Origin of the sequence: Coleofasciculus sp. G2-EDA-02 (assembly GCF_040226375.1) — a bacterium.
Classification (GTDB): Bacteria; Cyanobacteriota; Cyanobacteriia; order Cyanobacteriales; family Coleofasciculaceae; genus Coleofasciculus.
In genome coordinates, this window is the sequence record NZ_JAVKEW010000193.1 from 24549 (window position 1) to 50806 (window position 26258).

The 26258-nt window shown below is 44.7% G+C and carries 21 protein-coding genes, 1 tRNA gene and 1 pseudogene; 13 read left to right on the forward strand and 10 right to left on the reverse strand.

Annotation, left to right across the window (positions count from 1 at the left end; all coding sequences use genetic code 11):
* Window positions 1-22 precede the first annotated feature (22 nt).
* Window positions 23-448: pseudogene (locus RLO19_RS22790) on the forward strand (MFS transporter); the annotation flags it as partial.
* A 38-nt stretch (window positions 449-486) separates the two neighbouring features.
* Here the strand turns inward: RLO19_RS22790 and RLO19_RS22795 are convergent.
* Both RLO19_RS22795 and RLO19_RS22800 read right to left on the reverse strand, forming a co-directional pair.
* Window positions 487-870: a response regulator transcription factor gene (locus tag RLO19_RS22795; protein ID WP_446359699.1), complete on the reverse strand. Its 384-nt coding sequence runs from the start codon at window positions 868-870 to the stop codon at window positions 487-489.
* A 208-nt stretch (window positions 871-1078) separates the two neighbouring features.
* Entirely contained in the window at window positions 1079-1246 is a 168-nt protein-coding gene (locus RLO19_RS22800; protein WP_446359700.1) for a hypothetical protein, read from the reverse strand.
* An 18-nt stretch (window positions 1247-1264) separates the two neighbouring features.
* Between RLO19_RS22800 and RLO19_RS22805 the strand changes: the two genes are divergently transcribed.
* From RLO19_RS22805 to RLO19_RS22825, 5 genes are all read left to right on the forward strand, one after another.
* Window positions 1265-3010: an LIC_10190 family membrane protein gene (locus RLO19_RS22805; RefSeq protein ID WP_446359701.1), complete on the forward strand. Its 1746-nt coding sequence runs from the start codon at window positions 1265-1267 to the stop codon at window positions 3008-3010.
* 220 nt (window positions 3011-3230) lie between these two features.
* Window positions 3231-4592, forward strand: a complete 1362-nt coding sequence (locus RLO19_RS22810) for a DUF3754 domain-containing protein (protein ID WP_446359702.1) — start codon at window positions 3231-3233, stop codon at window positions 4590-4592.
* A 158-nt stretch (window positions 4593-4750) separates the two neighbouring features.
* Entirely contained in the window at window positions 4751-8131 is a 3381-nt protein-coding gene (locus RLO19_RS22815) for an ATP-binding protein (protein ID WP_446359703.1), read from the forward strand.
* An 85-nt stretch (window positions 8132-8216) separates the two neighbouring features.
* Window positions 8217-8468, forward strand: a complete 252-nt coding sequence (locus RLO19_RS22820) for a hypothetical protein (RefSeq protein ID WP_446359704.1) — start codon at window positions 8217-8219, stop codon at window positions 8466-8468.
* 371 nt (window positions 8469-8839) lie between these two features.
* Complete coding sequence (locus tag RLO19_RS22825) at window positions 8840-10903, forward strand: prolyl oligopeptidase family serine peptidase (RefSeq protein WP_446359705.1); 2064 nt, start codon at window positions 8840-8842, stop codon at window positions 10901-10903.
* Window positions 10904-10921: 18 nt separating this feature from the next.
* Here the strand turns inward: RLO19_RS22825 and RLO19_RS22830 are convergent, their stop codons facing one another.
* The 5 genes from RLO19_RS22830 to RLO19_RS22850 form a co-directional block, all read right to left on the reverse strand.
* Entirely contained in the window at window positions 10922-11272 is a 351-nt protein-coding gene (locus RLO19_RS22830) for a Mo-dependent nitrogenase C-terminal domain-containing protein (RefSeq protein WP_446359706.1), read from the reverse strand.
* 312 nt (window positions 11273-11584) lie between these two features.
* Window positions 11585-12577 (reverse strand): Rpn family recombination-promoting nuclease/putative transposase, encoded by a 993-nt coding sequence (locus tag RLO19_RS22835; RefSeq protein WP_446359718.1) that lies wholly within the window; start codon window positions 12575-12577, stop codon window positions 11585-11587.
* Between the two features lie 319 nt (window positions 12578-12896).
* The gene (locus RLO19_RS22840; RefSeq protein WP_446359707.1) at window positions 12897-13829 is read right to left on the reverse strand and encodes an isoaspartyl peptidase/L-asparaginase; all 933 of its coding nucleotides are present in this window, start codon (window positions 13827-13829) and stop codon (window positions 12897-12899) included.
* A gap of 34 nt (window positions 13830-13863) precedes the next feature.
* Complete coding sequence (locus tag RLO19_RS22845) at window positions 13864-14016, reverse strand: DUF2256 domain-containing protein (RefSeq protein ID WP_446359708.1); 153 nt, start codon at window positions 14014-14016, stop codon at window positions 13864-13866.
* 105 nt (window positions 14017-14121) lie between these two features.
* Window positions 14122-16881, reverse strand: a complete 2760-nt coding sequence (locus tag RLO19_RS22850; protein ID WP_446359709.1) for a putative Ig domain-containing protein — start codon at window positions 16879-16881, stop codon at window positions 14122-14124.
* 418 nt (window positions 16882-17299) lie between these two features.
* On the opposite strand from RLO19_RS22850, the gene RLO19_RS22855 reads away from it, so the two are divergent.
* From RLO19_RS22855 to RLO19_RS22865, 3 genes are all read left to right on the forward strand, one after another.
* Window positions 17300-18118: an RNA methyltransferase gene (locus tag RLO19_RS22855; protein WP_446359710.1), complete on the forward strand. Its 819-nt coding sequence runs from the start codon at window positions 17300-17302 to the stop codon at window positions 18116-18118.
* Between the two features lie 561 nt (window positions 18119-18679).
* Entirely contained in the window at window positions 18680-19069 is a 390-nt protein-coding gene (rcbX, locus tag RLO19_RS22860) for a RuBisCO chaperone RbcX (protein WP_446359711.1), read from the forward strand.
* Window positions 19070-19194: 125 nt separating this feature from the next.
* Complete coding sequence (locus tag RLO19_RS22865; RefSeq protein ID WP_446359712.1) at window positions 19195-19542, forward strand: ribulose bisphosphate carboxylase small subunit; 348 nt, start codon at window positions 19195-19197, stop codon at window positions 19540-19542.
* A 148-nt stretch (window positions 19543-19690) separates the two neighbouring features.
* On the opposite strand, the gene RLO19_RS22870 is transcribed toward RLO19_RS22865, so the two are convergent.
* The 3 genes from RLO19_RS22870 to psb28 all read right to left on the reverse strand — a co-directional run bounded on the left by RLO19_RS22870 (window position 19691) and on the right by psb28 (window position 20826).
* Window positions 19691-19763, reverse strand: a tRNA-Glu gene (locus RLO19_RS22870).
* A gap of 79 nt (window positions 19764-19842) precedes the next feature.
* The gene (locus RLO19_RS22875) at window positions 19843-20346 is read right to left on the reverse strand and encodes a MogA/MoaB family molybdenum cofactor biosynthesis protein (RefSeq protein ID WP_446359713.1); all 504 of its coding nucleotides are present in this window, start codon (window positions 20344-20346) and stop codon (window positions 19843-19845) included.
* 144 nt (window positions 20347-20490) lie between these two features.
* Window positions 20491-20826, reverse strand: a complete 336-nt coding sequence (psb28, locus tag RLO19_RS22880; protein WP_446359719.1) for a photosystem II reaction center protein Psb28 — start codon at window positions 20824-20826, stop codon at window positions 20491-20493.
* Between the two features lie 657 nt (window positions 20827-21483).
* Here psb28 and trpS point away from each other — a divergent pair.
* The 4 genes from trpS (at window position 21484) to RLO19_RS22900 (ending at window position 25943) form a co-directional block, all read left to right on the forward strand.
* Complete coding sequence (trpS, locus tag RLO19_RS22885; protein WP_446359714.1) at window positions 21484-22494, forward strand: tryptophan--tRNA ligase; 1011 nt, start codon at window positions 21484-21486, stop codon at window positions 22492-22494.
* 69 nt (window positions 22495-22563) lie between these two features.
* Complete coding sequence (locus RLO19_RS22890; RefSeq protein ID WP_446359715.1) at window positions 22564-23469, forward strand: methylenetetrahydrofolate reductase; 906 nt, start codon at window positions 22564-22566, stop codon at window positions 23467-23469.
* A 331-nt stretch (window positions 23470-23800) separates the two neighbouring features.
* Window positions 23801-25423, forward strand: a complete 1623-nt coding sequence (locus RLO19_RS22895) for a mucoidy inhibitor MuiA family protein (protein ID WP_446359716.1) — start codon at window positions 23801-23803, stop codon at window positions 25421-25423.
* 325 nt (window positions 25424-25748) lie between these two features.
* On the forward strand, window positions 25749-25943 hold the full coding sequence (locus RLO19_RS22900) for a hypothetical protein (RefSeq protein ID WP_446359717.1): 195 nt from the start codon (window positions 25749-25751) through the stop codon (window positions 25941-25943).
* Window positions 25944-26258: the final 315 nt, after the last annotated feature.

Below are 26258 nucleotides of genomic sequence, written 5' to 3' on the forward strand. Positions count from 1 at the left end.
TTTTTAACCAGGGGAGAAGTCAAAACCCAATCAAGTGGGATTAATGTACACTCTAGCCGTATTGGTTGGATTGGGTTTGTCTACGGCTTATATTGTACCCTGGTCGATGCTTCCCGATGTCGTTGATTTTGACGAACTCAACACCGGACAACGACGTGAGGGAATTTTCTATGGGTTAGTTGTACAATTACATAAAATTGCCGTTGCGATCGCACTGTTCCTCGTGGGTAAAGCCTTAGATATGTCTGGGTTCATCTCCACCACGTCTGAACAGTTACCCACGACTCAACCAGAATCAGCGTTGTGGACGATTCGCCTGCTGATTGGTCCGATTCCCGCTATTGTCCTCATGGGAGGTTTAGTTTGGGCGTACTTCTATCCAATTAGTCGCTCTTTCCATGGAGAAATCCTCCTGAAACTCATCGAACGCCGGAATACGGGAATGTAGATGCAGAGGTAGGATATACTCCAGTTCCTAATCACCAATCAGCTTACAGCTCGATCATGGGACTTTAACAATTTCTTTACAGTCTCCACGATTTCTTGGGGATGACAAGGCTTGGCTAAATAAGCATCCGCCCCTTGCTTCATCCCCCAGTAGCGGTCAAAATCCTCTTTTTTCGCCGAACACATTAACACCGGGATAGTCTGGGTTTCCGGTTCCGATTTCAGGCGACGACAGACTTCATAGCCATTCATGCGGGGGAGGACAATATCCAAAATCACCAAGTCCGGGTGAAATTGCTGAATTTTCTCCAGCGCCTCCACACCATCCCCAGCCACAATTACCGTCAGCCCTACACGCTCAAGCAGCTTTGAGAGCAAATGTTGTTGGGTGAGATCGTCCTCTACGACTAACACTGTACTCATAAAAACCTATACCTACCCTGGCTCTCTAGCTTTCAAGCATTATAACATTTACTCTATCGCAATAAATATCGCCATCAGGCGGATTCTGGTGACTCCGGTTCCGCAATCTGGCTGAATTGGGGGGAGATGGGACCTCAAAACTCACTCAGGGCGGGTTTGAGGAAAGGTTATCATTAGTAGCTTGCGATCGCATCACCTAAACCCACCCCTATACATTCAACACTCTCTGTTCTTTCATCCGGGTTGTGTCTTTTTCCACCTCCGGTTGCACTTGCAAGAAATCCCCCAGAATCCTAGCCACTACATCCCCAACGCCCAATCTCTGTTGATAGACTTCTAAATGAAAAGAGATAGCAACGATCGCGATCGCGCTCATTAGGACTAGAGGTACTGAATGCTTTATTTTATGATCACTTGGCTTTTTCTGATTGGTGTTTGTTTCTCAATTGGCACAGCTATTGTGAATCGGTTGAAAGCCGATCGCATTGATCGTAGAAGCGATCGCTTCATCGCCGCCGTCTGGCTGGGAATCATTGTCCTGTGCCTCTCCCTGCTGGCAACTTCCTTGATTTTACCATTATCTAGCGCCGTTGGCTTCCTCCTTGCCCTCGGTTTAGTCGCCCTATCTCTGTTGTCTCAGCCAACCCGGAGTGAACTGGCTGCGGTGCGATCGCGTCTTTCTCCCAGCTTTATCGTTGCATTTATTACCTTAGAACTAATTATTGCCGCTTTTACCAGTCAAAAAATAGTCTGGTTTGACACCGGACTCTATCACTTTGGTTCTATCCGCTGGATGTCTCAATTTGGCGCGGTTAATGGGTTAGCGCTAATCAATGGTAAGTTTGGCTTTACCTCTTCTTGGTTTGCTCTCGCTGCGCCGCTTACATCTCCAATTTTTGGCAGTCGAGTCAGTGCGATTACCAATGGCTTTATCTTCCTTCTTGCTATTTTACAATCTCTAATTACGCTCAATCAAATACTCAGCCGTAAAGGACGCTTATCGGACTGGTTTTTATTGATCTTTTCAGCTATTGCCATTCTCGTTTACACGGGAACCGTATTGACTGGTTCACCAATACTCATCTCATTTTCTCCTGATGTCACAGTTGCTTTCCTTATTGGAGTGACAGCCTGGACAATTCTGGTTATTTCACACAACGCTCAGTCTACTTTAAGGAATACTAATGCCAAAACGCCTCTTTTCGATGCTAAAACTATCCCCCTAATTCTATCAGCCGGAGCCGTAACCATTAAGCTTTCGGCTCTACCGCTGCTCCCCCTAGGATTTCTTTTTTATCTAATGGGTAATCAGTTTAAACTAAAAATTAAGCGGCTATTCACAGGCAGTGGTATTACTATATTAATCCTATCACCCATGGTTTTATATAGCCTGACCATATCCGGATGCCCCCTGTATCCTTCAACCTTTATGTGCCTCGACCTGCCTTGGTCAGTTCCCATCGAAAAAGCCATAAAGGAAAGTAAACCCATCAAGTTTTGGTGGGTGTTTTCGGATTCAGAGGAGTCAGGATTGACGGCTATAGCTTTAGGAGTTGGGCGATGGCTAAAAGGTTCAGTTAAATCTAAAATCATGACTTTGATTACAATTTTCGTTATTATTTTCTCTATCCCTATATTCCGTCAATTTAGAAAACACCTTAAATTAGGAACTGCCTGGATATTATTATTAGGATTACTCGGCATTACATTTATTATGATTCAAAGTCCTTTACTCCGGTTTGGCTTGGGCTATTTCCTGCTTATTCCGGCTTTATTTGGGGCAATATATGGTCAAAGTCTGTTTGAAAAAATCCCCTCTAAATTGACCCAGCCCCTGTCTAGATTCACTCACACCCTAAAACAACCTCAAACAATCTTATTGGCTTCCCTATTTGTCATTGGCTTGACTACTGTTGGTCTGATTCAGGATAATGCTCAATCCCGGTTAATTTTACCTCCTCCCTTACCTAGTGCTAATCTAGTATCTGACCAAGTGAATGATGTTACTTATGTCTATCCAGCAAACTGGAAACTCCGATGCTGGGCATCTCCATTACCCTGTTCAGCCGTACCGATTAAAAATATCAAGCTTCGCGACCCGTCACAGGGAATTGGTGCTGGGTTTGTGTATGTGAAATAAGCACCGAGACATCTATTTTGTCAGGCTGATTTAAAGATTAATCACCCTGAAATAAGCATTTTTAGATCGCCGAAACCCTTGATATACCGTAGGGTGGGCAATGCCCACCAGCATACCAGTCATTCCCATTCGAGTTAAAGATTGTCAAAACCAGGTTTCCTATGCGCGAAGTGAAGGGTCATTTCTGTACCCTGTTCCCTAGTCTCAACAGTAAACTTTAATGAAAGTCCGACTACTTAGTCTATTTTCAGATATGGCGACTTATCAAGACCGAGAAGCATTTATTCCCTATCGTCGCAGAGATTTAATCGAACTGTGCCTAGACGATGGACAGTTGCCTAACGAGAAGGTGCAACAGTTCCGGGATTTCTGTACTTTACTTTCCGCCTATTATCATTTTAAGTTTCATGCCTATTTGGAACGGTTAAAGAATAATTATGATCCGTTCAACCCTGATGCTGATACTCAATCGAGAGTTGAACTCACTCCCGATAAATTAGCCGAACGCGAGGCGAATGTGGTTACAGACTTTCAGACGATTCTCGAACGCGCCAATTATGTTCCCCTCTCTCCGAATAGTTTACAACGCGCCTTTAAAGAAAAATCCTTAATTCAACTGAAAACTGCTGTTGATTTTGATGAATTTGATCAACTCGTCTGCTACTGTCGGGGAGATTATGAAGAAACCATTCAGATTAAAAAGTTTTTTAGGAAAAAACAGAAAAAAATAAATGTTTTTGAACGAGTCGTTTTATTGATTAAATTCAAAGACGCCGATTATTTTCAAAGCAAAGGCGACAAATTAGCCTCCCTCCAATTTACACCCGGTAAGATGTACCTCTATTTTTACAAGAATATCCCTAAATTTGACCTAGAACTCCTTTTCCCCAATATCAAAATTAGCATGACCTGGAAAGACCGTCTTCTCTTAATCGTTCCAGCTATTGGTGCCGCTATTCCAATCATCCTGAGAGTTCTGCCTAAACTTCTAATTGTTATTGGGGCTATTTTATTTTTTACGATGGGACCATCGGTTTTGGAGATAGTCCAGGCAAGTGAAGAAGATGTCCGGGATATTATGCCCGTCCTCGTTGCTGTGTTATCGCTACTGGTGACATTAGGGGGATTTGCCTACAAGCAGTATAGCAATTATAAGAGTAAGCAGATTAAATTCCGCAAAACCGTAACCGAAACCCTATTTTTTAAGAATATGGCAAATAATGCCAGCGTGTTTCATGCCTTAATTGATGCGGCGGAAGAAGAGGAATGTAAAGAAATCATTCTGGTTTATTACCATCTGTTAACTAGCCCTAAGCCCCTAACCCCTGAACAGTTGGATAACCAAATTGAAACCTGGATGGATGAGAAATTTGGCACAAAGATTGATTTTGATATCAATGGTCCGATTCATAATTTAGAAGATATTCGGGGTAAATTGGTGCAAGATGGTAAAGATACGGCAAGTCTTTCGGAAATCCCCTTATTGACAAAAGATAAGCAAGGATGTTGTCAAGTTTTGCCTTTAGATGATGCTAAAGGATTAATTGATTACATCTGGGATCATATCTTTCTTTACACCTAAATCATCAAGCGCTTCGTTTAGGGAACAGAGAATAGGGAACAGGGAATAGGCAATAGTGCGCCGAACACTAACTCAAAACCAGGTTCCCTAAGCGAAATGAAGGGTCAAAAATTGCTACCCTGCAAGGAGAGGTAATAGCGCCGATAGAGAGGGACACAATGAGGTTTAGAGTCAGATGGAACCGTACTCGGATTGCCTTAACCCTAGGCGCTTTCTGGCTGGCTGTACTGTTTGGCTTACTGCTTTGGCGGACGCCGAATCAGCTTCCGTCTCAGCGTTTCACCGAGTCGCCGCCTATCCAACTGACTCAAGGATGGCAATATCGTTGGGGGGATTCTCCAGTCAATGAGGATGGTGTTCCGATTTGGACACAGGAGGATTGGTATAATTCTGCTTGGCAACCCTTTCAAGTTCCTGGCAAACTTGAAGTGCCAAAGGGGGAACGTTTTGCTTGGTTGCGGATAAAATTACCCCCAGGTCAATGGCGATATCCTAGTTTAGATAGGCGTGGTATTCCCTATCTAGAAGCCTATCTGGATAGTCAGCTTATCGATGAATTTGCCGTAGTTAATGCTTCAAATCAGCTTAAATTACTCAATCCCTATTGGTTCCTTATTCCATTGGACGACAATTTTGCCGGAAAAACACTTTATTTTAAAGTCCATGTAACAAACCAGGAGCCTATTCGAGTTGGAACCTATCGCCCAGTCAGCCTGGGAGCTCAACGGACGTTGATGCAAAATTTAGTTCAACAAAATATCAGCAAGTTTGTTTTGGGCTGCTTTTTTACCCTAATCGGCTTGGTGGCTATCGGCTTGTCTTGGCAGCAAAAGGAATGGAAAGCCTACTTTTTATTTGGGATTTTAGCCACGGTCATTGGTGTATTTAGCATTTTAGGCAATGAACTCACACTTCTATTCTTTCCGCTACCGCGCTCAGTAATTCTTTATACCTACTTTGCTTCGTTCTATTTAGTGCCTGTGGTTATCTGTCTATTTTTTGAGCAGATATTTGGGCGAGGCTATAAGGGAATCGTGCGGCGGTTATGGCAAATTAATTTAGTTTGTGCCATGATTGCTTTTACGTTACTCGTCATCCAATTAGAGTATGTCAAGCCGCTTAATACTTTTCTGCAATTTTCTATTTTAGCGACAATTATTGTTATCCTGATCATTGCCCTGAAATTTTCGGTGCGGGGTAATGTCGAGGCAAAATTATTTACAACCGGATTTATTATTTTTTGCCTTTTGGGAATTCATGACCTTTTAGTGGGAATTAAAGACCTATACAATCAGCAAGAACTTTACCCTTGGGGAATGTTAGTCTTTATCCTCTTTCTGGGATTGATTTTAGAACGTCGGTTTATGGAAGCCCGCGTGCGGCTGCAAGCGTATTCCCAAGAATTAGAGTCTAAAAATGCAGCATTAGAACGCATGGATAAGCTGAAAGATGAGTTTTTAGCCAATACATCCCATGAACTGAGAACGCCGTTAAATGGCATGATTGGCATTGCTGAATCGATGATTGATGGTGCGACAGGTTCCTTGACAGAGAAACAACGAACGAATCTGTCGATGGTGGTATCGAGTGGTCGGCGTCTGTCTCATTTGATTAACGATATCTTAGATTTTGCTAAGCTGAAACATAAAACCATTGAACTGCAAATTAAACCTGTAGGAATTCGGGAAGTCACCGATATTGTCTTGCGACTGTCTCAACCCCTATTGGGTCAAAAACATATCCAGCTTATCAATAGGATTGGCATAGACATTCCCCCAGTTAAAGCCGATGAAAATCGGGTGCAACAGATTTTGTATAACCTGGTGGGAAATGCAATTAAATTTACCGATAAAGGGGTGGTAGAGGTTTCCGCCAACGTGGTAAATTCTTACTTAGAGATTACAGTTGCAGATAGGGGAATTGGTATTCCGGAGACGCAAATACCGCGAATTTTTGAGTCCTTTGAACAAGCCGATGGATCAACTGCGCGGGAATACGGGGGGACAGGTTTGGGATTGGCAATTACCAAACAGTTGGTGGAATTACATGGGGGTCAAATTTGGGTGGAATCAACATTGGGGGTGGGTTCCCGATTTACATTTACGTTACCGCTATCTGAATTTGTTGAATCCTTGGATTCTGATAACTTAACGGCACCTCAACCCATAGAATCTGCTACTCCAACTCTATGGAAAGGGTTCACCCTGAATGGAAGTGCAACAGAGGTTAAAACAAACCAAATTGTCACTGATGAAATAACCACGACTGCGGCTGAGTTTGCGGTAAACCAGAACAAGTTAAAAATTTTAGTCGTGGATGATGAACCGATTAATATTCAGGTTTTGGTGAATCATTTATCCTTAGAGAACTATGGGATTACCCAAGCGTCTAATGGGATGGAGGCATTAAACATTATTCAAAGAGGATTTAAACCGGATCTAATTTTACTGGATGTGATGATGCCTCGGATGACAGGGTATGAGGTGTGTCAAAAAATTCGCGAACAGTTCCCGCCGAATGAACTGCCGGTGGTGCTGCTAACGGCAAAGAATCAAGTCTCGGATTTGGTGGAAGGGTTGGAATCTGGGGCGAATGATTATCTGACGAAACCGATTTATAAAAAGGAACTTTTGGCACGGATTAAAACCCATATCCATTTATCGAAAATTAACTTAGCCTATGGTCGTTTTGTGCCGCGTGAGTTTTTGCGCTTCCTCCAAAAAGAAAGCATTTTAGATGTGCAACTGGGTGATCAGGTTCTGGAAAATATGACGGTTTTGTTTTCTGACATTCGCGACTTTACCAGTTTGTCAGAAAATATGTCACCCAAGGATAATTTTAACTTTCTCAACTCCTACCTGAAACGAGTCGGTCCTGTGATCCGCAATCATCAGGGATTTATTGATAAATATATTGGGGATGCGGTGATGGCGCTGTTTCCAGAGTCAGCCCAAGCAGCGGTGAGGGCAGCGGTGGAAATGCAAAGACAAGTGGTGATTTATAATCAACATCGTGGCAGTCTTAGCTATGCCCCGATTGCTATTGGTGTTGGGTTACATACGGGAACATTAATGTTAGGCACAATTGGCGAAGAACAGCGGATGGAAAGCACGGTGATTGCCGATGCGGTGAATTTGGCATCTCGGTTAGAGGGGTTAACTAAGGTTTATAAGGCTGGTATTTTAATCAGTGAACAAACGTTATCTTGTTTAGAACAACCTGGGGAGTTTAGTTATCGATTTTTAGGGCAAGTGCGGGTGAAAGGGAAAAAGACGGCGGTGGGCGTGTATGAAGTGTATGATGGTGAGCCACCATCTTTGATTACGTTAAAGACGCAAACTCGTGGGGAGTTTGAGCGAGGTGTTTGTCTGTATCATCAGGAGCAGTTTGCTGAGGCGCTGGCGATTTTTCAGTCTATCGTGCAAGTGAATTCTGGTGATCACGCGGCTAAATTCTATGTGAAACGTTGCCAGCAAATGCAGATTTATGGCATGTCTCAGGATTGGCAGGAAATGGAAACATTTAATGATACGTTGTGAAGAAATTAATCAGATATGAGTTAGGATGCTCACATTCTGGTAAAATCGACTGATACGCGATCGCACTCCACCAAAAGACTGACGTTTGCCTTATGGTACATCTGTAGGGGCGGGTTTTACTATTATCGTTTCTTCGCCTAACCCCGATGTGACTAAACCCGCCCCCTACATCATGGCGACTATTCAACTTCCCAGGAAATTATCCAACAAATGCCAGAATATCGTATCTGAAACACTCAGCGAATACTGCAATGAAGCAATTATTCCCACTCTAAATCATTCCCCTAACAGTCATCGGCATCCTGACCTTTATATAATTCGCGATCGCTCTTACTAAATTCTGTGCTATTCATTCCATCGGGGATTGGATACCGATAGAACGTTGATTAAATAATACACCTCCCAGTTAACATCGGTGGGTTAGGTTGGATTGTTCATTAAATGGTTATCGCTTCCGTTGAAATCCCGCCTAACCCACCCTACGTTACGACGTTACTTGTGTTCTGGTAAACTGTTCGGCATTTAAACCTTAATGTTAACAATGGTGAAATCCTTGTAATGCGAGCCGGAAAGCTCGCTACTAATACCCAATTTAAAGGCATGACAGCTTATGGTAATCTTTACGCGATCGCACCCTATCCCCCACACACTGCCTAACCCTTCCCCAAAGAGCGCTACACTAGAAAACGCTGCCTCATATTCCAGACTATGCCATCTTCTCACCAACCTCTGAACTACCCCACCACCCGCCAAGCTGATCAAGTAGACGACTATCATGGCACGCAAGTCGCTGACCCCTATCGCTGGTTAGAAGATCCCGACTCCGAGGAAACCAAAGCCTGGGTAGAAGCGCAAAATAAAGTCACCTTCGGCTATCTCGAAGACATCCCCCAACGGGAACCCCTGAAGCAGCGCATCACCAAAGTCTGGAATTACGAAAAATATGGCATTCCCTATAAAGAAGGGAACCGCTACTTCTATTTCAAAAATGATGGACTTCAGAACCAAAGCGTTCTCTATACCTTAACCTCTCTCGATGGAGAACCCAGAGTCCTGATTGACCCCAATACCCTCTCCGAAGACGGGACTGTCGCCCTATCGGGTGCCGCTATGAGTGATGATGGAAACCGTATGGCGTATGGTTTATCTACCTCCGGTTCCGATTGGCAAGAATGGAAAGTGCGGGATGTGGAAACGGGAGAAGATTTATCAGATCATCTCCAATGGGTAAAGTTTTCCGGTGCATCCTGGACAACGGATAATCAAGGCTTTTTCTATAGCCGTTATGACGAACCCAATGATGCCACAAAATTAGAAGATGCTAATTATTATCACAAACTCTATTATCACCAACTCGGCACAGCCCAATCCGATGATCTGCTAATTTATCATCGCCCTGACCAGAAAGAATGGATGTTTAATGGCTCAGTCACAGAAGATGGTCATTATCTAATTATTTATGTCAGTCAAGGAAGTGATCCGAAGAATCTGGTCTTCTACAAAGACTTACAAACCCCCGATGCTCCCATCGTCGAATTGATTTCAGAATTTGAAGCGAATTTCAGTCTGATTGACAATGACGGGTCAATCTTCTGGTTCCAAACAGACTTAGACGCACCACGAAGTCGGGTGATTGCAATTGATATTCATAACCCAGCACGGGAGAACTGGCAAGAACTTATTCCCCAAGCCGAAGAAACGTTAGAATCTGTCGGCGTTCTGAATAACCAATTTGTTGCCGATTACCTCAAAGATGCCCGTTCTGCCATTAAGATTTTTGACCTCAATGGTGCCTTGGTTCGGGAGGTAGAATTACCGGGAATTGGTTCAGCCGGGGGATTTGGCGGGAAGCGGTATGATACGGAAACCTTCTATGTGTTTACCAGTTTCACTACCCCAGCCACGATTTACCGCTACGATATGGTAACGGGGGAAAGTTCCCTATTTCGCCAACCGACAGTAGACTTTGATCCGACTCAATACGAAACGCGGCAAGTGTTTTACCCGAGTAAAGATGGGACACAAGTACCGATGTTTATTACCCACAAGAAGGGGTTGACATTGGATGGTAATAATCCCACCTATCTCTATGGTTATGGTGGTTTTAATGTCTCCCTAACTCCCAGCTTTTCGATTAGTAATCTGGTTTGGATGGAGATGGGAGGCGTGTATGCGATTCCGAATCTCCGAGGCGGTGGTGAGTATGGCGAAGATTGGCATCAAGCTGGAACAAAGCTGAATAAGCAAAATGTGTTTGATGATTTTATTGCCGCAGCGGAGTGGTTAATTGAGAATAAATATACTCGTCCGCAAAAACTAGCAATTGGTGGGGGAAGTAATGGTGGTTTATTAGTTGGGGCTTGCATGACTCAGCGTCCCGATTTATTCCGTGCTGCCCTTCCTTCAGTTGGTGTCATGGATATGCTGCGCTTCCATAAGTTTACGATTGGTTGGGCGTGGTGTTCTGATTATGGTTCACCGGAAAATCAGGAGGAGTTTAAGGCGCTTTATGCCTATTCTCCGTTACATAATCTCAAGCCAGGGACGGCTTATCCAGCAACATTAATTACGACAGCGGATCATGATGACCGCGTAGTTCCAGCCCATAGTTTTAAGTTTGCAGCGGCGTTACAAGCAGCCCATGCTGGGGATAATCCAGTCTTAATTCGCATTGAAACTAAGGCGGGTCATGGTGCGGGAAAACCGACGGCTAAGATTATTGAAGAGATTGCCGATAAGTGGGCATTTTTGCTGCGCGTAATGGAGGTATAGTCTCCCATGACGAATTGACTAACAATAAGCACTGATATCTTCCCCACATTGATCCGCTAAGTAGCAAAGGGCGCGAAAGCGAAGGCTAACGAATTCGTCATAGAAAGGATTGAGTTTGCACAAGGGAGGAATGTGAGCAACCCGACGCCCAAAGAGGCAGATATCGCGTTCAAATGGGCACTGGGCGGGAATCATTTTGCAGAAGAATCTAGCTTTGGCGGGGTTGTGAATTTCGATGTTCTCTAACCATTGCTTGATGGTTTGCAGTGGCTTGATGGGTTGTTGGGGTGAGGTGGGAGAGTTGGTGGGGTTTGTCTTGGTTTCAACAGGGGTGGAATTGATCAGTCCGTTTTGGTAGGTGGTATACATGGTTTGATTTGCTCCGTGTGGTTTGTTTGTCTCTATTCATAATTTAAACCAATTTTGCTCCGGTGCAAATATAAAAAACTATTATCATTCATTAGCTCTGCTTTTAGGCATCGTCCTGTTGGGAGCTGGGGAGGCTGGGGGAGCAATGTAGAGACGTAGCATGCTACGTCTGGAAGCAGGGGAGGCAGGGGGAGCTGGGGGAGGCAGGGGGAGCTGGGGAAGCTGGGGAGGCTGGGGAAGCTGGGGGAGCTGGGGGAGCTGGGGGAGGCTGGGGGAGAGAAAGTTATATCTTTGAATGCAACTTGGTATTAATCACCTGTTCATCCCATTGTCTTCTAACCAATTTGATAATTCTTCTACACTATTGAAGTCTAAAACATCTTCTCCTAGATGTTCCAATTGTTCAAAAGATAAATTTTGAATCTGGTTAATGATTTCTGGAGACATTGACCCAAACTGTCGCTCCAGTAAACGTAACATCGCTCGGATTTCTCCCTCTCGACGCCCTCGTGCTAATCCTTGCTCTAATCCTTGCTCTAATCCTTGCTCTAATCCTTGCTCTAATCCTTGCTCTAATCCTTCTGCTAATCCATCCTGCTTTGCCTTAATAATAAAACCTCGTTGGTCTTCGAGAAACATTTCTTGCTTACGCAATTTTTCCAATTCCTCTACACTTAAATTCGCTTGATTCGCGATATTCATGGCTTTATCCAGTTCCGGAAGTTGCCTAAATGTGGGTGGAATGACTTCCAAGCTGGGAGCCTCTTTAATAAAGTAAATCCATTTATCAGTTAAACTGTCTAATTCATCAAGGGTTTTAGTAAATTTGGGTAATTCAACAAAGATTAACTCGATTTCCGGATCAGGATAATCAAACAACTCCTGTTTTTCCTTTAAGCAAAAGCGCGTTAGGAATCGTTGAGTCTGGTTAAACATTGGGAAATCGGTAATGGTTAAGGCAATGGCTGGTTTAAGGTGAGAATATCCTTCCCCATATTTTAATTGATTCGCATAAGTTTTGGTCAGGTTATAAATGACGCGCTTCTCAAAGAACGCCACATTGAGTACCTGCATTTCAATTAACACCGTTGAGCCATTATCCAGCAAAGCTTTGACATCTAGATAGCTATCTTTTAGATCAACGACATCCCTGGGATTATAGGGATCAATGATTTCTAAATCCTGAATCACGGGATTGCTCTCATAAATCAAGGCATTTAAAAAGCTAATCAGAATATCTTTGCTGTCGTTTGACCCAAATATTTTCTTGAAGGCAAAGTCAGTTTTTGGGCTAATAAATCTCAGTGTCATAATTTCTTAATAATTTAAGAGTAAAAAATGATTATATCTTTTCCGTTACACCCAGATGCGACTATCGCGACCCTTATAAAGATTTGCAAACAAAACTTGACTCAAGGGAATTGATCAGCGAAACTACAGACAAGAGCGTAATACGTCTGTTTCCACTGTATTACGTCAGTTGTGGTTAACTCGACTAGGCTGATTGATCCAAAATTAGCTGGAAGCTGAGATGGAACAGCATGTCTTGCCCAGAAATACTGTCCCCATCCAGGCAACCTGCGAGATTGGTTGATGCGAGCCTATTGATGAAGGATAACCTCTGCTATACCGTTTGCACCTCCTCAATTATTTCGAGTGTGTCTCCCTTTTGGTGACCGGTATGGTAAGCAGCGAGGAGAATTTGGCTGGTTTTGCCCCAGGCGATCGCACCCGTAGCATCAATCGCGATCGCACCTAAATCCCGCTGATTCTCCTTTGCTTCTTTTATGGAACGTGCCATGGCATCGGCTAAGGATAAACCGTCGGTGACGCGCACCACAACCCGTGCGGCGAAGCATTCATCAATGATATCTTCACCAATCCCGGTACAGCTTACGCCGGCTTTCAGGTTGGCGTAATTCCCCGCAGGCATTGCCGAATCACTGACCCGACCAATCCGTTCAAACCCTTTCCCGCCGGTCGATGTACCCGCCGCCAAGCATCCCTGACTATCTAACGCGACTACCCCAATCGTACCCCGTCCGGCTTCCGAGGAAAGGAGTTCAGGTTCGCTAACCACATCCGCCATCGCCCGTTCAAAGTTGTCCTGTCTCTCCTGTAGCCACTCCTGTAATCGTTTCTCGGTTAACGGGTTGAAAATGGGTGCATTCACTTGGCGCACCAGTTCCGCCGCTCCATAATCCGAGAGGACGCGATCGGGACAATCTTGCAAAATCTTCGCCAACTCGATGGGATTTTTGATCCGCGATACATTAATCACACCACTAAAGCGCTGATATTTACCATCCATCAGCGATGCACTCATGCGAATCTGTCCATCAGATTGCAATACCGAACCCGTTCCGGCATTATAGCGAGGTTCATCTTCTAGGAGTTGACAGCCTCGAATCACTGCTTCACGGGCATTTGCACCGGCTAATAACAGAGCATATATCTCATCGAGTATTTTATAAAGAGAATCGCGCACCGCTTGGGTGGCGTCTTTGGTTTTCAGGGCGCTTCCTGCACCACCATGGATAATTAATTTGGGTTGCATCGAATTCACGAACCTCCTTTATGGCTTAAGACAGCTAACTGGCTTGGGATTTGCGTCGGCGACAGCGTTCCGAGCAGAACTTCACATTATCCCAGCATTTTGCCCATTTTTTGCGCCAAGTAAAAGGACGTTCGCAGACGGGGCAGATTTTAGTCGGTAGATCTGACTTAGAATGAACTCGTGCCATCTTGGGTTAAGGAGCCAATAAGTATTATTCTATAAATAATCTCCCCAAGCGGAACGGAAACAGGCAGTTGCTTGGGGAGAAAATCAGATAATCTGAGCCCAGAAGTTAGGCAACAGTTAAGTCAACCTGGAAGGTTAAATCATCAAAATCATTGTCACCACCTTTATACAAATCCTCAAAGCCAAAGGTGTTATCACCCAATAGCCGAATGTGATCAACTTTATCAGGATTCGCACCCAAGTAGGCAAAGTAGGCAATGGGTTCCCGATAACCCAGGTACTGATTCGTTGAATTCTCGGTTAGCCATTCCTCCGTCGTGCCATTGGCAATAATATAAGGAGCGAGAAGACTTCCTCCCTGTAACTGGGTGTTAAACGTCACCATACCTCGATTCACATCGCTAACCACCCGTTGGGCAATGGCTGCTTGGGCATAACCTTCGTTTCCTGGGTGAATTAGTTGACCTGTCATTGGATCTTTAACTGCTCCCTCTTCATTTTCAATCACGTACAAGCCGACAGAATTATCAAAGCGAGCCTCACTCTTAATCTCGATAAAATTCGCCTCTACCGGACTGGTTTGTCCTCGTAAATCAATGAGTTCTTTTTCCCCTTGTAATTGAGTTCCTAAGACAGGAGACTCATTCGTTGGTTCACCTGTTAAGGTAAGACTATCGTTACCCTCTACCATCGGGTTTTGCCCATTGAGAGTAAACTGATTGCTGTTCAACCAATCATTTTGGGAACTGAGTTGAGGCTTGGCATTGCCGTTATTCTTTGTCCCACGATTTACCGTTAAGTCAAAGACATCACTGATTTCTCCTCCATTACCATCATTAGCGGTGAGAGTAATCGAATTCGTGCCGACGGCTTTATTGCGGGGATTGCCACTAATTAAACCCGTTTCCGGATTCAGGTTTAATCCTTTGGGTAAACCGATAGCCGAGTAGGTAAGGGAGTCACCATCGGGGTCAGTGAAATAGTCACTGATGTCTAAACTGTAAAATTGTTTGGTTTGAGCTGTTTGGTCAGCAATGGGAGAGAGTAAGGTGGGGTCATTGTTAACCACCGGTGCGGCGGCGATATCGAGTTTAAACCCATCGCTTTTTGTCTCACCTTGACTATCATCGGCTGTGACCAAGATATTCAGGGTTTCATCCCCATTATTCGGTGTACCTCTGAATGTACCTTGATCTGGGTCAAAACTTAACCACGAAGGAAGTTCGCCTCCATCTTTTAATGTGGCAGAGTAAGTTAAATCCTTTCCATCAGTGTCACTAAACTTATTGTTGATATCTAAACTGAAGGATTCGTCTACTTCAGCCGTTTGGTCAGCAATAGCGGTGACTAACAGGGGAACATTATTAATCACATTACCGCCACCAGTTAAGCCGGAATTTGCCAATAAAGCCCCCACTTTAACCAGGGGATTCCCCACAGTATGCGTCGGAACTAAACCACCGTTATCCTGCAACGGATTCAGTTGGGCATCGATAATTTTAATCCCGGCAGTTGCATTGTAATCATTCCAGTTCTTTGTGGCTTTCGGCGGAAACTGAACATTCCCACCCTTGTCAATTAATTCCTTATTCGTGTGTTGTTGAATTCCCCAATCGTTTGTGCCATTATCTGCTGTATTCTTGTAAAAGATGGTATTCTTGACGCTGACCTTAGCATTCTTACCAGCCGATACACCGCCACCAACCCAGCTAGCGTTATTGTAAGCGATGGTTGAGTTGGTAATTTCGGTGGGACTGTAGAGTGTCATTCCACCACCGACACTCCCTGATGTATCTCCAGTGGTTTGATTACCCGAAAAGGTGCTGTTAATAATTTTAGTTGGAGCGTCATAAGTCCATAAAGCACCGCCCTGATTGGCTGCTTTATTATTGGCAAAGGTTGTATCGCGGACGACTAATCCTTTGTTGAGTCCATTGCTGAGTTGAACAACGGCACCTCCGTTCCCTTTATTTCCTCCATTAGGGAGTGCTAAAACTTCGTTATTTTTAAAGAGGCTACCTTGAATACTTACATTGTCTTGCGTACCCGTGTAGAGATAAGCAGCACCGCCTTCAGCCCGACCTTTATTTCCTTCAAAGACACTATTGATAATCCGAATTGTGCCAGAAGTTAAATTACTTCCACTACTGGCGCGATCCGTGTAAACTGCACCGCCGTAACCTCTTAAGGACGGATTTTTGTTTCCCTTGTCATAGAATGCTGCAGTGGTATTGTTGTTGATGAACTTGGAGTTTTCAATGGTTAACTTACCTTGGAGACTATTAATTGCCCCACCGTTAATGCCTTGGTTGTTGGTAAATTCACTATTGGTAACGGTGAATTTTCCGGGACTGACAAAGGCAATAGCACCGGCGCCGCGTTCATCATTTCCAGCAACGGCTTTATTTTTATCAAAGGTACTGCCATTAATCGTTAATTCGGTTTCCCAGGCGCTGTAGATTGCACCGCCACCGTTATCAGCGACGTTGTTCTTAAATTGAACATTATCGACCGTTAAGGCGCCTTGGTGAGTGATCTCGATCGCGCCGCCGCGTTCCTTAGTATATCCGTTGATCAGGTTAAGGTTTTTTAAGGTCAGGCTGGCGTTGAAATCTTGATTTGAGTTAACAAAAAATAGGCGGGATTGTTTGTTCCCGCTAATCCTCAGCCCTGGAGCGTCAGCCCCATCAATTGTTATATTTTTCCCTGGACGAATTTCTAGTTGACCTGTTCTGAGGGTAATGGTCTTTCCGGCAAGGCTGGAACTGAATTTAATCGTATCTCCTGATTGAGCTAAGGAAATCGCATCTCTTAAGGAACCTGAGCCATTGTTTTTTGTATTGGTAACAATGAGCTGTTGTGGCATAATTCAATCTCCGAGAATTTTTGGCGAATTACGGTCTTTTTGTCGTTTTTAGCAGGTTTAAGGTAGGAGAGATTCGTGTAGCGATAGGTGATGAATTATTCTTCTCCAACAAAATGAGATCAACAAGTTCCGCTCCTGTTTCTAGTTTAACGCATTGGAATTACACCCTCTATATCTATCAATAGGACAAGAATCAAAAAATGACAGGTTGAATTGATGATATTTTACTAAATCTTAATAAAATTTTTGTATTTCTATGATGAATGCTTTATCAAGCTAAAGTAGAATAAACCTGAAGACAGGGAAGAGAAGGGCTGGAGAAGGGGATTTAGGCGATTGTGTCGGGAAAAAGCCGCGATTTATCCGAGAATAGGAACAAAGGCAGTAAATTAGCAGACTATCTGTCCGCAGACAAGGCATGACATTAGCGAATGTGCGAATTATCTTGGTTGAACCCGCAGGTGCTTTAAACGTAGGATCAGTTGCCCGTGTGATGAAAAATATGGGGTTGCACCAGTTATGGCTTGTCAATCCCCATTGTAATCCGAAGGCATCACCAGCGCGGCAGATGGCGGTTCATGGTGTCGATGTTTTAGAATCAGCCCAACAGGTGGCAACGTTACCTGAAGCGTTACAGGGATGTCAACGCGCGATCGCAACCACTGCCCGTACTCGTCATTTGCCGACGACTCTGGAGCCTCCCCGCTTGGCATTACCCTGGTTATTGGAGGATGATATCACCTCTGCCTTGATTTTTGGACCCGAAGATCGGGGTTTAAGTAATGATGAACTCAACTATGCCCAGCGATTTGTCTGTATCCCAGCCAATCCAGAGTATCCCTCGTTAAACTTAGCTCAGGCTGTGGCAATTTGCTGTTATGAGCTGGCTCAACTCGCCTCCCCATCTTCTCAGATGAGCCAGGGTAAGACGTACCATGGTAAGACGCACCATGGTGCGTCTCTACATACTCCCCAGACGCACCATGGTACGTCTCTACATACCACCGCTTCCTTAGATGAAATAGAGGCTTACTTCCAACACTTAGAAGCCGTATTATTAGAGATTGGCTACCTACATCCCCACACCTCGACATCCCGCATGGAAAAGTTCAGACGCCTGTATTACCGAGCCATGCTCACCCCAGAAGACGTCGCCATGCTTAGAGGTATTCTCCGTCAGACAGAATGGGCGGTACAATTTATGCCGAGGTCACAACAGGATGAGTCAGAATCCTAGCTACTGTCTTAGGATATAGACTTTTAGTCGATAAATTGTGAAAATAGCCATGTTCACACCATCAGGAATGTATTGGTAAGCAACCCCGGTCTAAAGCTTGCCCTCGAGCGAAGCGAAGGGACACGGAGCTTCAGCTAATTAGCTGAGGTTATGCTTACCAGCCTAAGTGTCACGCGCACTACGTTATCGGCAAGAGTTAAAGACCTACCAGTAGATGCGATAGCCAGTCTACTGCTCTAGAACCAAAAAGTTAAACAGTTTTAAGGTCACTGAAACAGTGCTTTTGGATAGTTACCGACTGATAACATTGGCGAGGCTAACTTTACCCCAGAAATGGGAGACAATTGGAGGGGCAACCATACCCCTCCACCCCCTAAAAAAGTATGCGGTTAAAACCACTACCGCGTGTTCCTCCCTGGTCTAAAGCTTGCCCGATAAGCGAAGCGAAGGGACACAGGGTTTCCTACAACGAAGGAGTTTTTATGAAGTGTGAAGTATGAAGTGTAGAACTTAATACTTCATCATTGATACTTCATACTGTTATAGGGCTGGGTTCAGACTATGGATCTAAAACGAGTTGCCAAAGATACAGCCAAAGTGCTGACTAGTTACATGACCTACCAAGCACTGAGGATTGTCCTGGATCAATTGGGTGAAACTGACCCGCCCCAGGCTCTGTGGCTGCATTCTTTTTCGGCAAACCAAGGAGTTCAAGATGGAGATGCCTATCTCCAAGCACTCTTGGTGGAAAAACAAGAACTGGCGTTTCGGATCATGACTGTGCGACAGCATCTGAGTGAGGAAGTGGCAGACTTCTTGCCAGAAATGGTTCGCACGAGCATTCAACAGTCGAATATGGAATATCGACGTCAGTATCTCGAGCGAATGACGCAACTCAGTATCTCTGAACACCCAGCCTCAACCGAACAGCCAGCTGATTCGGATACCTAGTTGGCAATTAAAGCGGGTACTCTGCCATCTGCTGAAATACCCCTACTTATGGAATGTGAGTTCCATATAATCTCCCTTTTTCTAAAAAGGAGATCGTCAAAAACACAACCATCACAGAATTACCCATGCAAACGTTACCTAAAGAGCGTCGTTTTGAAACTCTGTCTTATTTGCCGCCTCTGAGCGATCAGCAAATTGTCCGACAGGTTGAATACATTTTGGAACAGGGCTATATTCCAGCCATCGAATTTAGCGAAAGCTCTGAACCAACACAGCACTACTGGACATTGTGGAAACTTCCTCTGTTCAACGCCACTTCTGCTAAAGAAGTCATGGCTGAGGTGGATGCTTGTCGCTCTGAATATCGCGACAATTATATCCGCGTTGTGGGTTTTGACAACATTAAGCAGTGCCAAGTTCTGAGCTTCATTATCTATAAGCCCGGTGACAATCGTGGTGGTAGTCGGTGGTAGTCTTGGGTACTACTAAGTTGCCCTGCTTTGAAATCTGCTGAGATAGAGAGGAGAGGTTTTATGACCTCTCTTTTTTTCTTAATAATCACCAAAATAATAGTAGAGACGTTGCCTGCAACATCTCTACCTTTCTCTACCTTATTATTAATACCCCCAAGGGAATTCGAATCCCTGTCGCCTCCGTGAAAGGGAGGTGTCCTAGGCCTCTAGACGATGGGGGCTTATTTCTCAGACCTTAATAAATATAACGAACATTTTTGGGTTTGTCAACTCCTGAGCCAACAAATTAAGCGGAAACTTTTATGGCTCCACCTGAGTGACCAGATGAATCAATTCTGGTAAGATAAGCCTTTCCATGGCAAGGGTGACTGCTCCGGTAGAACCAGGAATGGAGAAAATCAGCTTACGGTGATACACTCCTGCGACAGCCCGTGAAGCGATCGCGCGTGAGCCAATCTCTTGGTAACTGAGCCAACGAAAGACCTCACCAAATCCTGGTAAGGTCTTCTCTAACAAACCGACTAAGGCGTCATAGGTTGTATCTCGCTCAGCAATCCCCGTACCCCCGTTAACCACAACCGCCTGAATATCCGAACGCTTCGCCAAGACTTGCAGATAAGTCTGAATCTGGTTCGGTTCATCCTTAAGAATGGAGTAAGCGACAACAGCATGACCCGCGTCACGCAGCAATTGCTGGATCAGGGAACCACTGCGATCTGATTCGTGCGATCGCGTATCGCTGACTGTCACCACAGCACAAGCAATCGAGCTTGAGCCTGTATCGGGATGAGGCTGATGAGTCATATCGGCGGTGTTTAGGCGTATGCAAGGGGATATTTAATCTGAAATCTGAGACTAAAGCCCCGTAGATCACAAAGAATTGAGAGCTACAGGTTCAATGCCCACAAGAATACCATTGAGTTACTCATCCATTGAGCCGTGGGAGAATCAAGACTTACTAAATCCTAAACCATTCTCCTCAGCATAGCGCTCCATGAAACGCATAAAGCGCTCCCATTCTTCTGTCGATTTCATAATCACAATTGCTTCTAATGCCGTCGGCTGTCCATTGACAAATTTGCCTTTAACCTCACGGCTAACCAGCTCCCCTTCTTCATCCATCAGGAATATACCTGTTATTTCTTCACCATAGTTGCCATTAAGCGCCTTGGGATTATCAAAATAAAAGGTTGCCGTACCATTGCTGCCATCACGAGAGCGAGTCAGGCGCACATCAGGTACAACTTCTTCGTCAATGCCTCTAATAAATTGAATTTTAGCCATGAGCCGTTCAGTCAAAATTTAAGAAAATTATCACCAATTGAATTATCAGCCGTGCTTGCCATTTGCACAACAACTGGAGCTTGCATTTTCCTCCAGGGGTTGATCCGTTTCTACGTCGAAACCGCCTCTAATCGTCAACCCCAGGAATTGCTCCTTTAAAACTTACCTAACGTACCTAGCGCTGATCCCTTGAGACAGCCTAGGCAACTGATGCCTTAAATTAAGACGATCAGAACTTCCGGCGAGTTACTTCACTTCACTCTACGGCGTTTTATAGTGAGGACACGTCCAGCCCCACTTGAACAATACAAATGTCCATACCTTTGTACGGCTAGAATTTTAGTTAGATTAAGTTCATAGTAATCATACCAAAAACCCTACAATTAACAAAAAAAGCACGATTCTTCTGCCATAACGACCAAGGTAATGGCAAAATTGATAGAGCAGATCATCAAAGAATTATCAGGCGTCCCCTCATTGGTGTTAGCGTAGGTTAGCGGAATCCAGCTTGCCTTACCCCTGAGGGGAGACGGTTTTGTAGATTCCTGCCAAAAATCTGCACCGTTTCACGGCGATTCCTCCAGTGCTTGACACGAAAGCGGGTACAAGCCTGGGACTCTCGCCACCTTTGCTCTTCCAAATCCTTAACCAATATCAATGGGCAAAAAGCGCGTTCTCTCTGGAGTTCAACCAACTGGCAATCTTCACCTGGGTAACTATCTCGGAGCAATCCGTAATTGGGTAGAAGCTCAGAGTCAGTATGAAAATTTCTTTTGCGTCGTCGATTTACATGCGATTACGGTTCCCCATAATCCAGCAACTTTAGCCGCAGATACCTATACGATCGCGGCGTTATATCTAGCTTGTGGGGTAGATTTAAACGATGCAACCATTTTTGTCCAATCTCACATCCCCGCCCACTGTGAACTCACCTGGCTGTTTAATTGCATCACGCCAATCAATTGGCTCGAACGCATGATTCAGTTTAAAGAAAAGGCTCTGAAGCAGGGAGAAAATGTCAGTACGGGTTTACTAGACTACCCTGTGCTGATGGCAGCGGATATTTTGCTCTATGATGCGGATTTAGTACCCGTGGGAGAAGACCAAAAGCAACATATCGAACTCACTCGTGATATTGTAATTCGGATTAATGACCAGTATGGCAGCAAAAAAAAGCCGGTGTTGAAACTGCCTGAACCCTTGATCGGTAAAGAAGGAGCGCGGGTGATGAGTCTCACCGATGGTACAAAGAAAATGTCCAAATCTGACCCATCCGAAATGAGTCGGATTAATCTACTGGATACTCCAGAGGAGATTCAAAAGAAAATTAAGCGCTGTAAAACTGATCCAATTAAGGGTCTAGAATTTGACAATCCAGAACGTCCAGAGTGTAATAACTTGCTCACCCTTTATACCCTGCTTTCGGGGAAAACCAAGGAAGCTGTCGCCGCCGAATGTCAGGATATGGGGTGGGGACAGTTCAAAGCGGTGTTGAGTGAAGCAACCATTGAAGCCCTCAAACCGATTCAGCAAAACTATCAAGCTGTGATGGAAGATAAAGGCTATCTAGAGTCGGTGTTACGCCAAGGGCGCGAGAAAGCTGAAGCGATCGCTCTCTCAACCCTATCCAGAGTCAAGGCGGCTATGGGGTATTCTACACCCTTGTAGAGACGTAGCATGGTACGTCTCTTAGCTGGGGGAGCACAAGGATTACAAATGACGAATGACAAATGACGAATGACAAACCTTACTAAACCCTCGTTTCGCGACGCCGTTAAATCAGGGGAATTCTTAATTACGGCTGAGGTTACCCCCCCCAAGGGAGGTGATCCAATTCACATGCTTGACATGGCAAAACCGCTTAAACAGCGTGTTCATGCTGTTAATATTACGGATGGGTCTAGGGCTGTCCTGCGGATGTCTTCCTTGGCAGCCGCCGCTATTTTACAGCAAAATGGAATTGAACCCATCTGTCAGATGGCTTGCCGCGATCGCAATCGACTGGGATTGCAGGCGGATCTTATGGGGGCGCAAGCATTGGGTATTCGTAACATTCTTGCCCTTACTGGCGATCCAGTAAAAGTCGGTGATCATCCTGACGCCAAGCCAGTTTTTGATCTAGAATCAGTACGTTTGCTCCAGCTAATCAGTAAACTCAATCGCGGTTTCGATGCCAATGATAAACCATTGTCTGATGGAAATACAGACTTGTTTGCTGGAGCAGCCGTTGACCCTCAGTTAAAAAGTTGGTCTGGATTACAGCGTCGATTTGAGCGTAAACTAGAAGCGGGTGCCCAGTTTTTCCAGAGCCAACTGATTGCTGATTTCCATCGGCTGGAAATGTTTATGGATAAGATTGCGGCTGACACCGATAAGCCGATTTTAGCTGGGATATTTTTGATTAAATCGGCGAAAAATGCTCAATTTCTCAATAAATACGTTCCCGGTGTCAACATTCCCCAGTCTATTATTGATCGACTGGCAGCCGCCGTCGATCCACTGCAAGAAGGGATGAAAATTGCCGCTGAGCAAATCCAACTCGCGAAACAACTGTGTCAGGGTGTCCATATTATGGTAATTAAGCGAGAAGATTTAATTCCCCAGATTCTCGATTTAGCGGGAATCCCTCCTCTGAACAGGTAAAACGAATTTCAGTGAACCGAAACGTTTTTGGTTGCGAGCTAATGTAGAGACGTGCCATGGCGCGTCTGGGAGTAGGGAAAGATTATCGTTTTTTAGATACCTCACCGTAGCTCTTTCGGCATTCGTGCAGGAGAGATTGGCTGCTCGCAATGGCTCACTTTCTGGGCAATGTCCTGATTGACAGGCTGGGAATGAGGAGAAATCAGGTGTAGCTAAAACGTCAAAAATCAGGCTCCTTGAACACCAAGGATTTTGACGTTTAATTAATTTTTTGGTCTGTATTCAAGCGCCGAAATGATTGCAGGGGGCTTGATTTGAGGAAAAAGAACGGATGAATAAGACGGTAGATACCGAGATTTGTAACGTTACAGTGTATGATGACCAGGCGCTAGTTAAGCGCCGGGGCGTTGTACAGCTAACGGGTGAGGAACGGGAACTGGTCATTACTAATTTACCCATAACGATTTTAAGCGAATCCGTTCAGGTGTCGAGTACAGGTTGTGTCGGTGGGCGATTATTAGAGGTGCGAACGGAACAAAGCAGTACTCGTGAAGCGACTCACCCAAAAGTTAGCCAACTTTCTGAGGAAATTAGTCAGTTAGAAGAGCAAAAACGTCAGGGACAAGATGTGCTGACGTTGCTGAATCTACAGCGGAATTTTATCAAAAATTTAGGGAATCAGTATCTGGAGCGCTTGACAAAATCCCAAAACCCTGAGCCTTTAAACTTGACTCAAATTGGGGAATTGCTGGATTTTGTGGGAGAACGATGGCATGATTTATCTAGTGCGATCGCGCAACAGGATCACGAGCAAAAACAGCTTAACACTCAGTTACAGGCGGTGCGAGGGCAGTTTCAGCAGCTCTCTACCCCCCAGATTCATGACAGCTTTAATATCATTGTCACCCTAGAACCATCGGGTTCGGGGGAATTAGCCATCGAAGTTTCTTACAAAGTTACAGGGGTAAGTTGGCAACCCGTCTATGATTTACATTGGCAAGATAACCTCCAAGCCGTTAGCCTTAGTTACTTGGCTCAAATTACTCAAAACACGGGTGAAGATTGGTTAGGTGTAGCCCTTACCCTTTCCACCGCCCAGCCCGGAGTTGGGCGGGAAATTCCCCCGATTACACCCTGGTATATCGATTTGCAACAGCCTAGCGCCTTGGCAAATCGGGCAACCACAAACCCAAAGGAGCATAACTCACCTCGCCCCACCTTGGTGAATATGCCCTTTCCTGGGATAGCGCCAGAACCCGAACCGAAGATAGATGAAGAGTTAGAGCGGTTGAGAGTCGAAAAGGAACTCTGGGAACGTCCGGGACAAAAGGGTATTGTTACTTTTACCCTCGATAGTCAAGCCACGATTCCTAGTGATGGGGTGAGCCATAAGGTTTCTATTTTCTACAGAGATGATTATCCCTGTAGGGCTGAATATGTGGCGATGTCGCGCCAACTTAACTTTGCTTACCTGAAAGCAACGGTTACCAATCCGTTGAATGGCGTTACTTTATTACCGGGACAGATTACCATCTTTCGCGATAATACGTTTATTGGCACAACCGAAATCCAGAATATTGCCCCAGGTCAGGATTTTCAAATCGATTTGGGTGTGGACGATGGGCTGAAAATTGAGCGGTATTTAGTAGAACGACAGATGGATAAGAAGCTGATTGGGAGTCAGCAGCGGGAAGTGGCTACTTATGCTTATCGGTTAACTGTTGCGAATTTACGGGAGCAAGATGCACAAGTTAAGGTGATGGAACAACTGCCGGTGAGTTGTCATTCCCAACTGAAAGTTCGGCTCACTGATGCTAATCCCCAAGTTCAAGTTGGTGAATTTGGTGTGTTGGAATGGTTACTGGCTCTGCCTTCCCTTGCCTCTCAGGAGTTATCTTATCAGTTTACGGTGGAGTATTTGCCGGAATTTAGGGTGATAGGATTAGATATTTAGCCATAAAATTAATCACGGGAAAAAATGCGTAATCTGGACAAAAAAGCCTATATATTAGAACTCTTAGAATTAGCAACAGTGACGCAGTAAATTAACGAAAATATTGACCTGCGATCGCAACAATTGGAGGGGTTAGGTTTTGGACTTTATGATTCGTTTCATCTAGCTTGTGCGGAGGCGGCTCAGGCTGACATATTTCTCTCTACTGATGATCGCCTGCTAAAAAATGCTATCCGACATCAAGAGGCTTTAAAAGTAGCAGTAAGCAACCCTGTTATTTGGTTGATGAATTTATGGCAATCCTAAGTAAAAGGAGAAGTTAATTATGACACCATTGGAGTTAAGAGAAAAGGGTTATCAGATTTTGGTTAGCCATTTGGGACAAGTCGATACGATTCGCTTTTTGCAACAAATGGGATGGGGAAATGGTAACTATACTCAGGAAAGAGGAGAAATCCTTGATTCTGTAACGCGGGAGGAATTTTGGCAAGATTTGCAGAGGATTAGAGATAGGAGATAATTAATAATTTAATAGCGAGCGTCTCGCTCGCACTACTATTCCCTCCTGCTTCCTGCTTCTTGCCTCCACCACAAGACTGATTCAGCAGACCGTTCAAAGAGCTGTTCTAAAGCTGCCACTTCTGCCTTTGTCTGTGCGTCCACTGCTGGCAAAGGTCGTCGCCTGATGGAATAGAGCTATCCGCCTAACACTGGACAACCGTGGACAACACGATCATTCCATTGATGGATAGCCAGTCTCAGCAAACGCTACGTTATTGGGGTCATGGAATCTATGGGTGCTTGCCAGCTCATAGTTTAAAAGCCGTCTAGGTTT

What these genes read in the sequence shown, in the direction of transcription:
- RLO19_RS22825 (WP_446359705.1), top strand. Translation starts at nt 8,840, where the DNA reads ATGCCATCTTCTCACCAACCTCTGAACTACCCCACCACCCGCCAAGCT.
- RLO19_RS22875 (WP_446359713.1), bottom strand. Translation starts at nt 20,346, where the DNA reads ATGACTCATCAGCCTCATCCCGATACAGGCTCAAGCTCGATTGCTTGT.
- trpS (WP_446359714.1), top strand. Translation starts at nt 21,484, where the DNA reads ATGGGCAAAAAGCGCGTTCTCTCTGGAGTTCAACCAACTGGCAATCTT.
- RLO19_RS22900 (WP_446359717.1), top strand. Translation starts at nt 25,749, where the DNA reads ATGACACCATTGGAGTTAAGAGAAAAGGGTTATCAGATTTTGGTTAGC.
- psb28 (WP_446359719.1), bottom strand. Translation starts at nt 20,826, where the DNA reads ATGGCTAAAATTCAATTTATTAGAGGCATTGACGAAGAAGTTGTACCT.
- RLO19_RS22805 (WP_446359701.1), top strand. Translation starts at nt 1,265, where the DNA reads ATGCTTTATTTTATGATCACTTGGCTTTTTCTGATTGGTGTTTGTTTC.
- RLO19_RS22865 (WP_446359712.1), top strand. Translation starts at nt 19,195, where the DNA reads ATGCAAACGTTACCTAAAGAGCGTCGTTTTGAAACTCTGTCTTATTTG.
- RLO19_RS22810 (WP_446359702.1), top strand. Translation starts at nt 3,231, where the DNA reads ATGAAAGTCCGACTACTTAGTCTATTTTCAGATATGGCGACTTATCAA.
- rcbX (WP_446359711.1), top strand. Translation starts at nt 18,680, where the DNA reads ATGGATCTAAAACGAGTTGCCAAAGATACAGCCAAAGTGCTGACTAGT.
- RLO19_RS22850 (WP_446359709.1), bottom strand. Translation starts at nt 16,881, where the DNA reads ATGCCACAACAGCTCATTGTTACCAATACAAAAAACAATGGCTCAGGT.
- RLO19_RS22845 (WP_446359708.1), bottom strand. Translation starts at nt 14,016, where the DNA reads ATGGCACGAGTTCATTCTAAGTCAGATCTACCGACTAAAATCTGCCCC.
- RLO19_RS22800 (WP_446359700.1), bottom strand. Translation starts at nt 1,246, where the DNA reads ATGAGCGCGATCGCGATCGTTGCTATCTCTTTTCATTTAGAAGTCTAT.
- RLO19_RS22795 (WP_446359699.1), bottom strand. Translation starts at nt 870, where the DNA reads ATGAGTACAGTGTTAGTCGTAGAGGACGATCTCACCCAACAACATTTG.
- RLO19_RS22895 (WP_446359716.1), top strand. Translation starts at nt 23,801, where the DNA reads ATGAATAAGACGGTAGATACCGAGATTTGTAACGTTACAGTGTATGAT.
- RLO19_RS22830 (WP_446359706.1), bottom strand. Translation starts at nt 11,272, where the DNA reads ATGTATACCACCTACCAAAACGGACTGATCAATTCCACCCCTGTTGAA.
- RLO19_RS22890 (WP_446359715.1), top strand. Translation starts at nt 22,564, where the DNA reads ATGACAAACCTTACTAAACCCTCGTTTCGCGACGCCGTTAAATCAGGG.
- RLO19_RS22855 (WP_446359710.1), top strand. Translation starts at nt 17,300, where the DNA reads ATGACATTAGCGAATGTGCGAATTATCTTGGTTGAACCCGCAGGTGCT.
- RLO19_RS22815 (WP_446359703.1), top strand. Translation starts at nt 4,751, where the DNA reads ATGAGGTTTAGAGTCAGATGGAACCGTACTCGGATTGCCTTAACCCTA.
- RLO19_RS22840 (WP_446359707.1), bottom strand. Translation starts at nt 13,829, where the DNA reads ATGCAACCCAAATTAATTATCCATGGTGGTGCAGGAAGCGCCCTGAAA.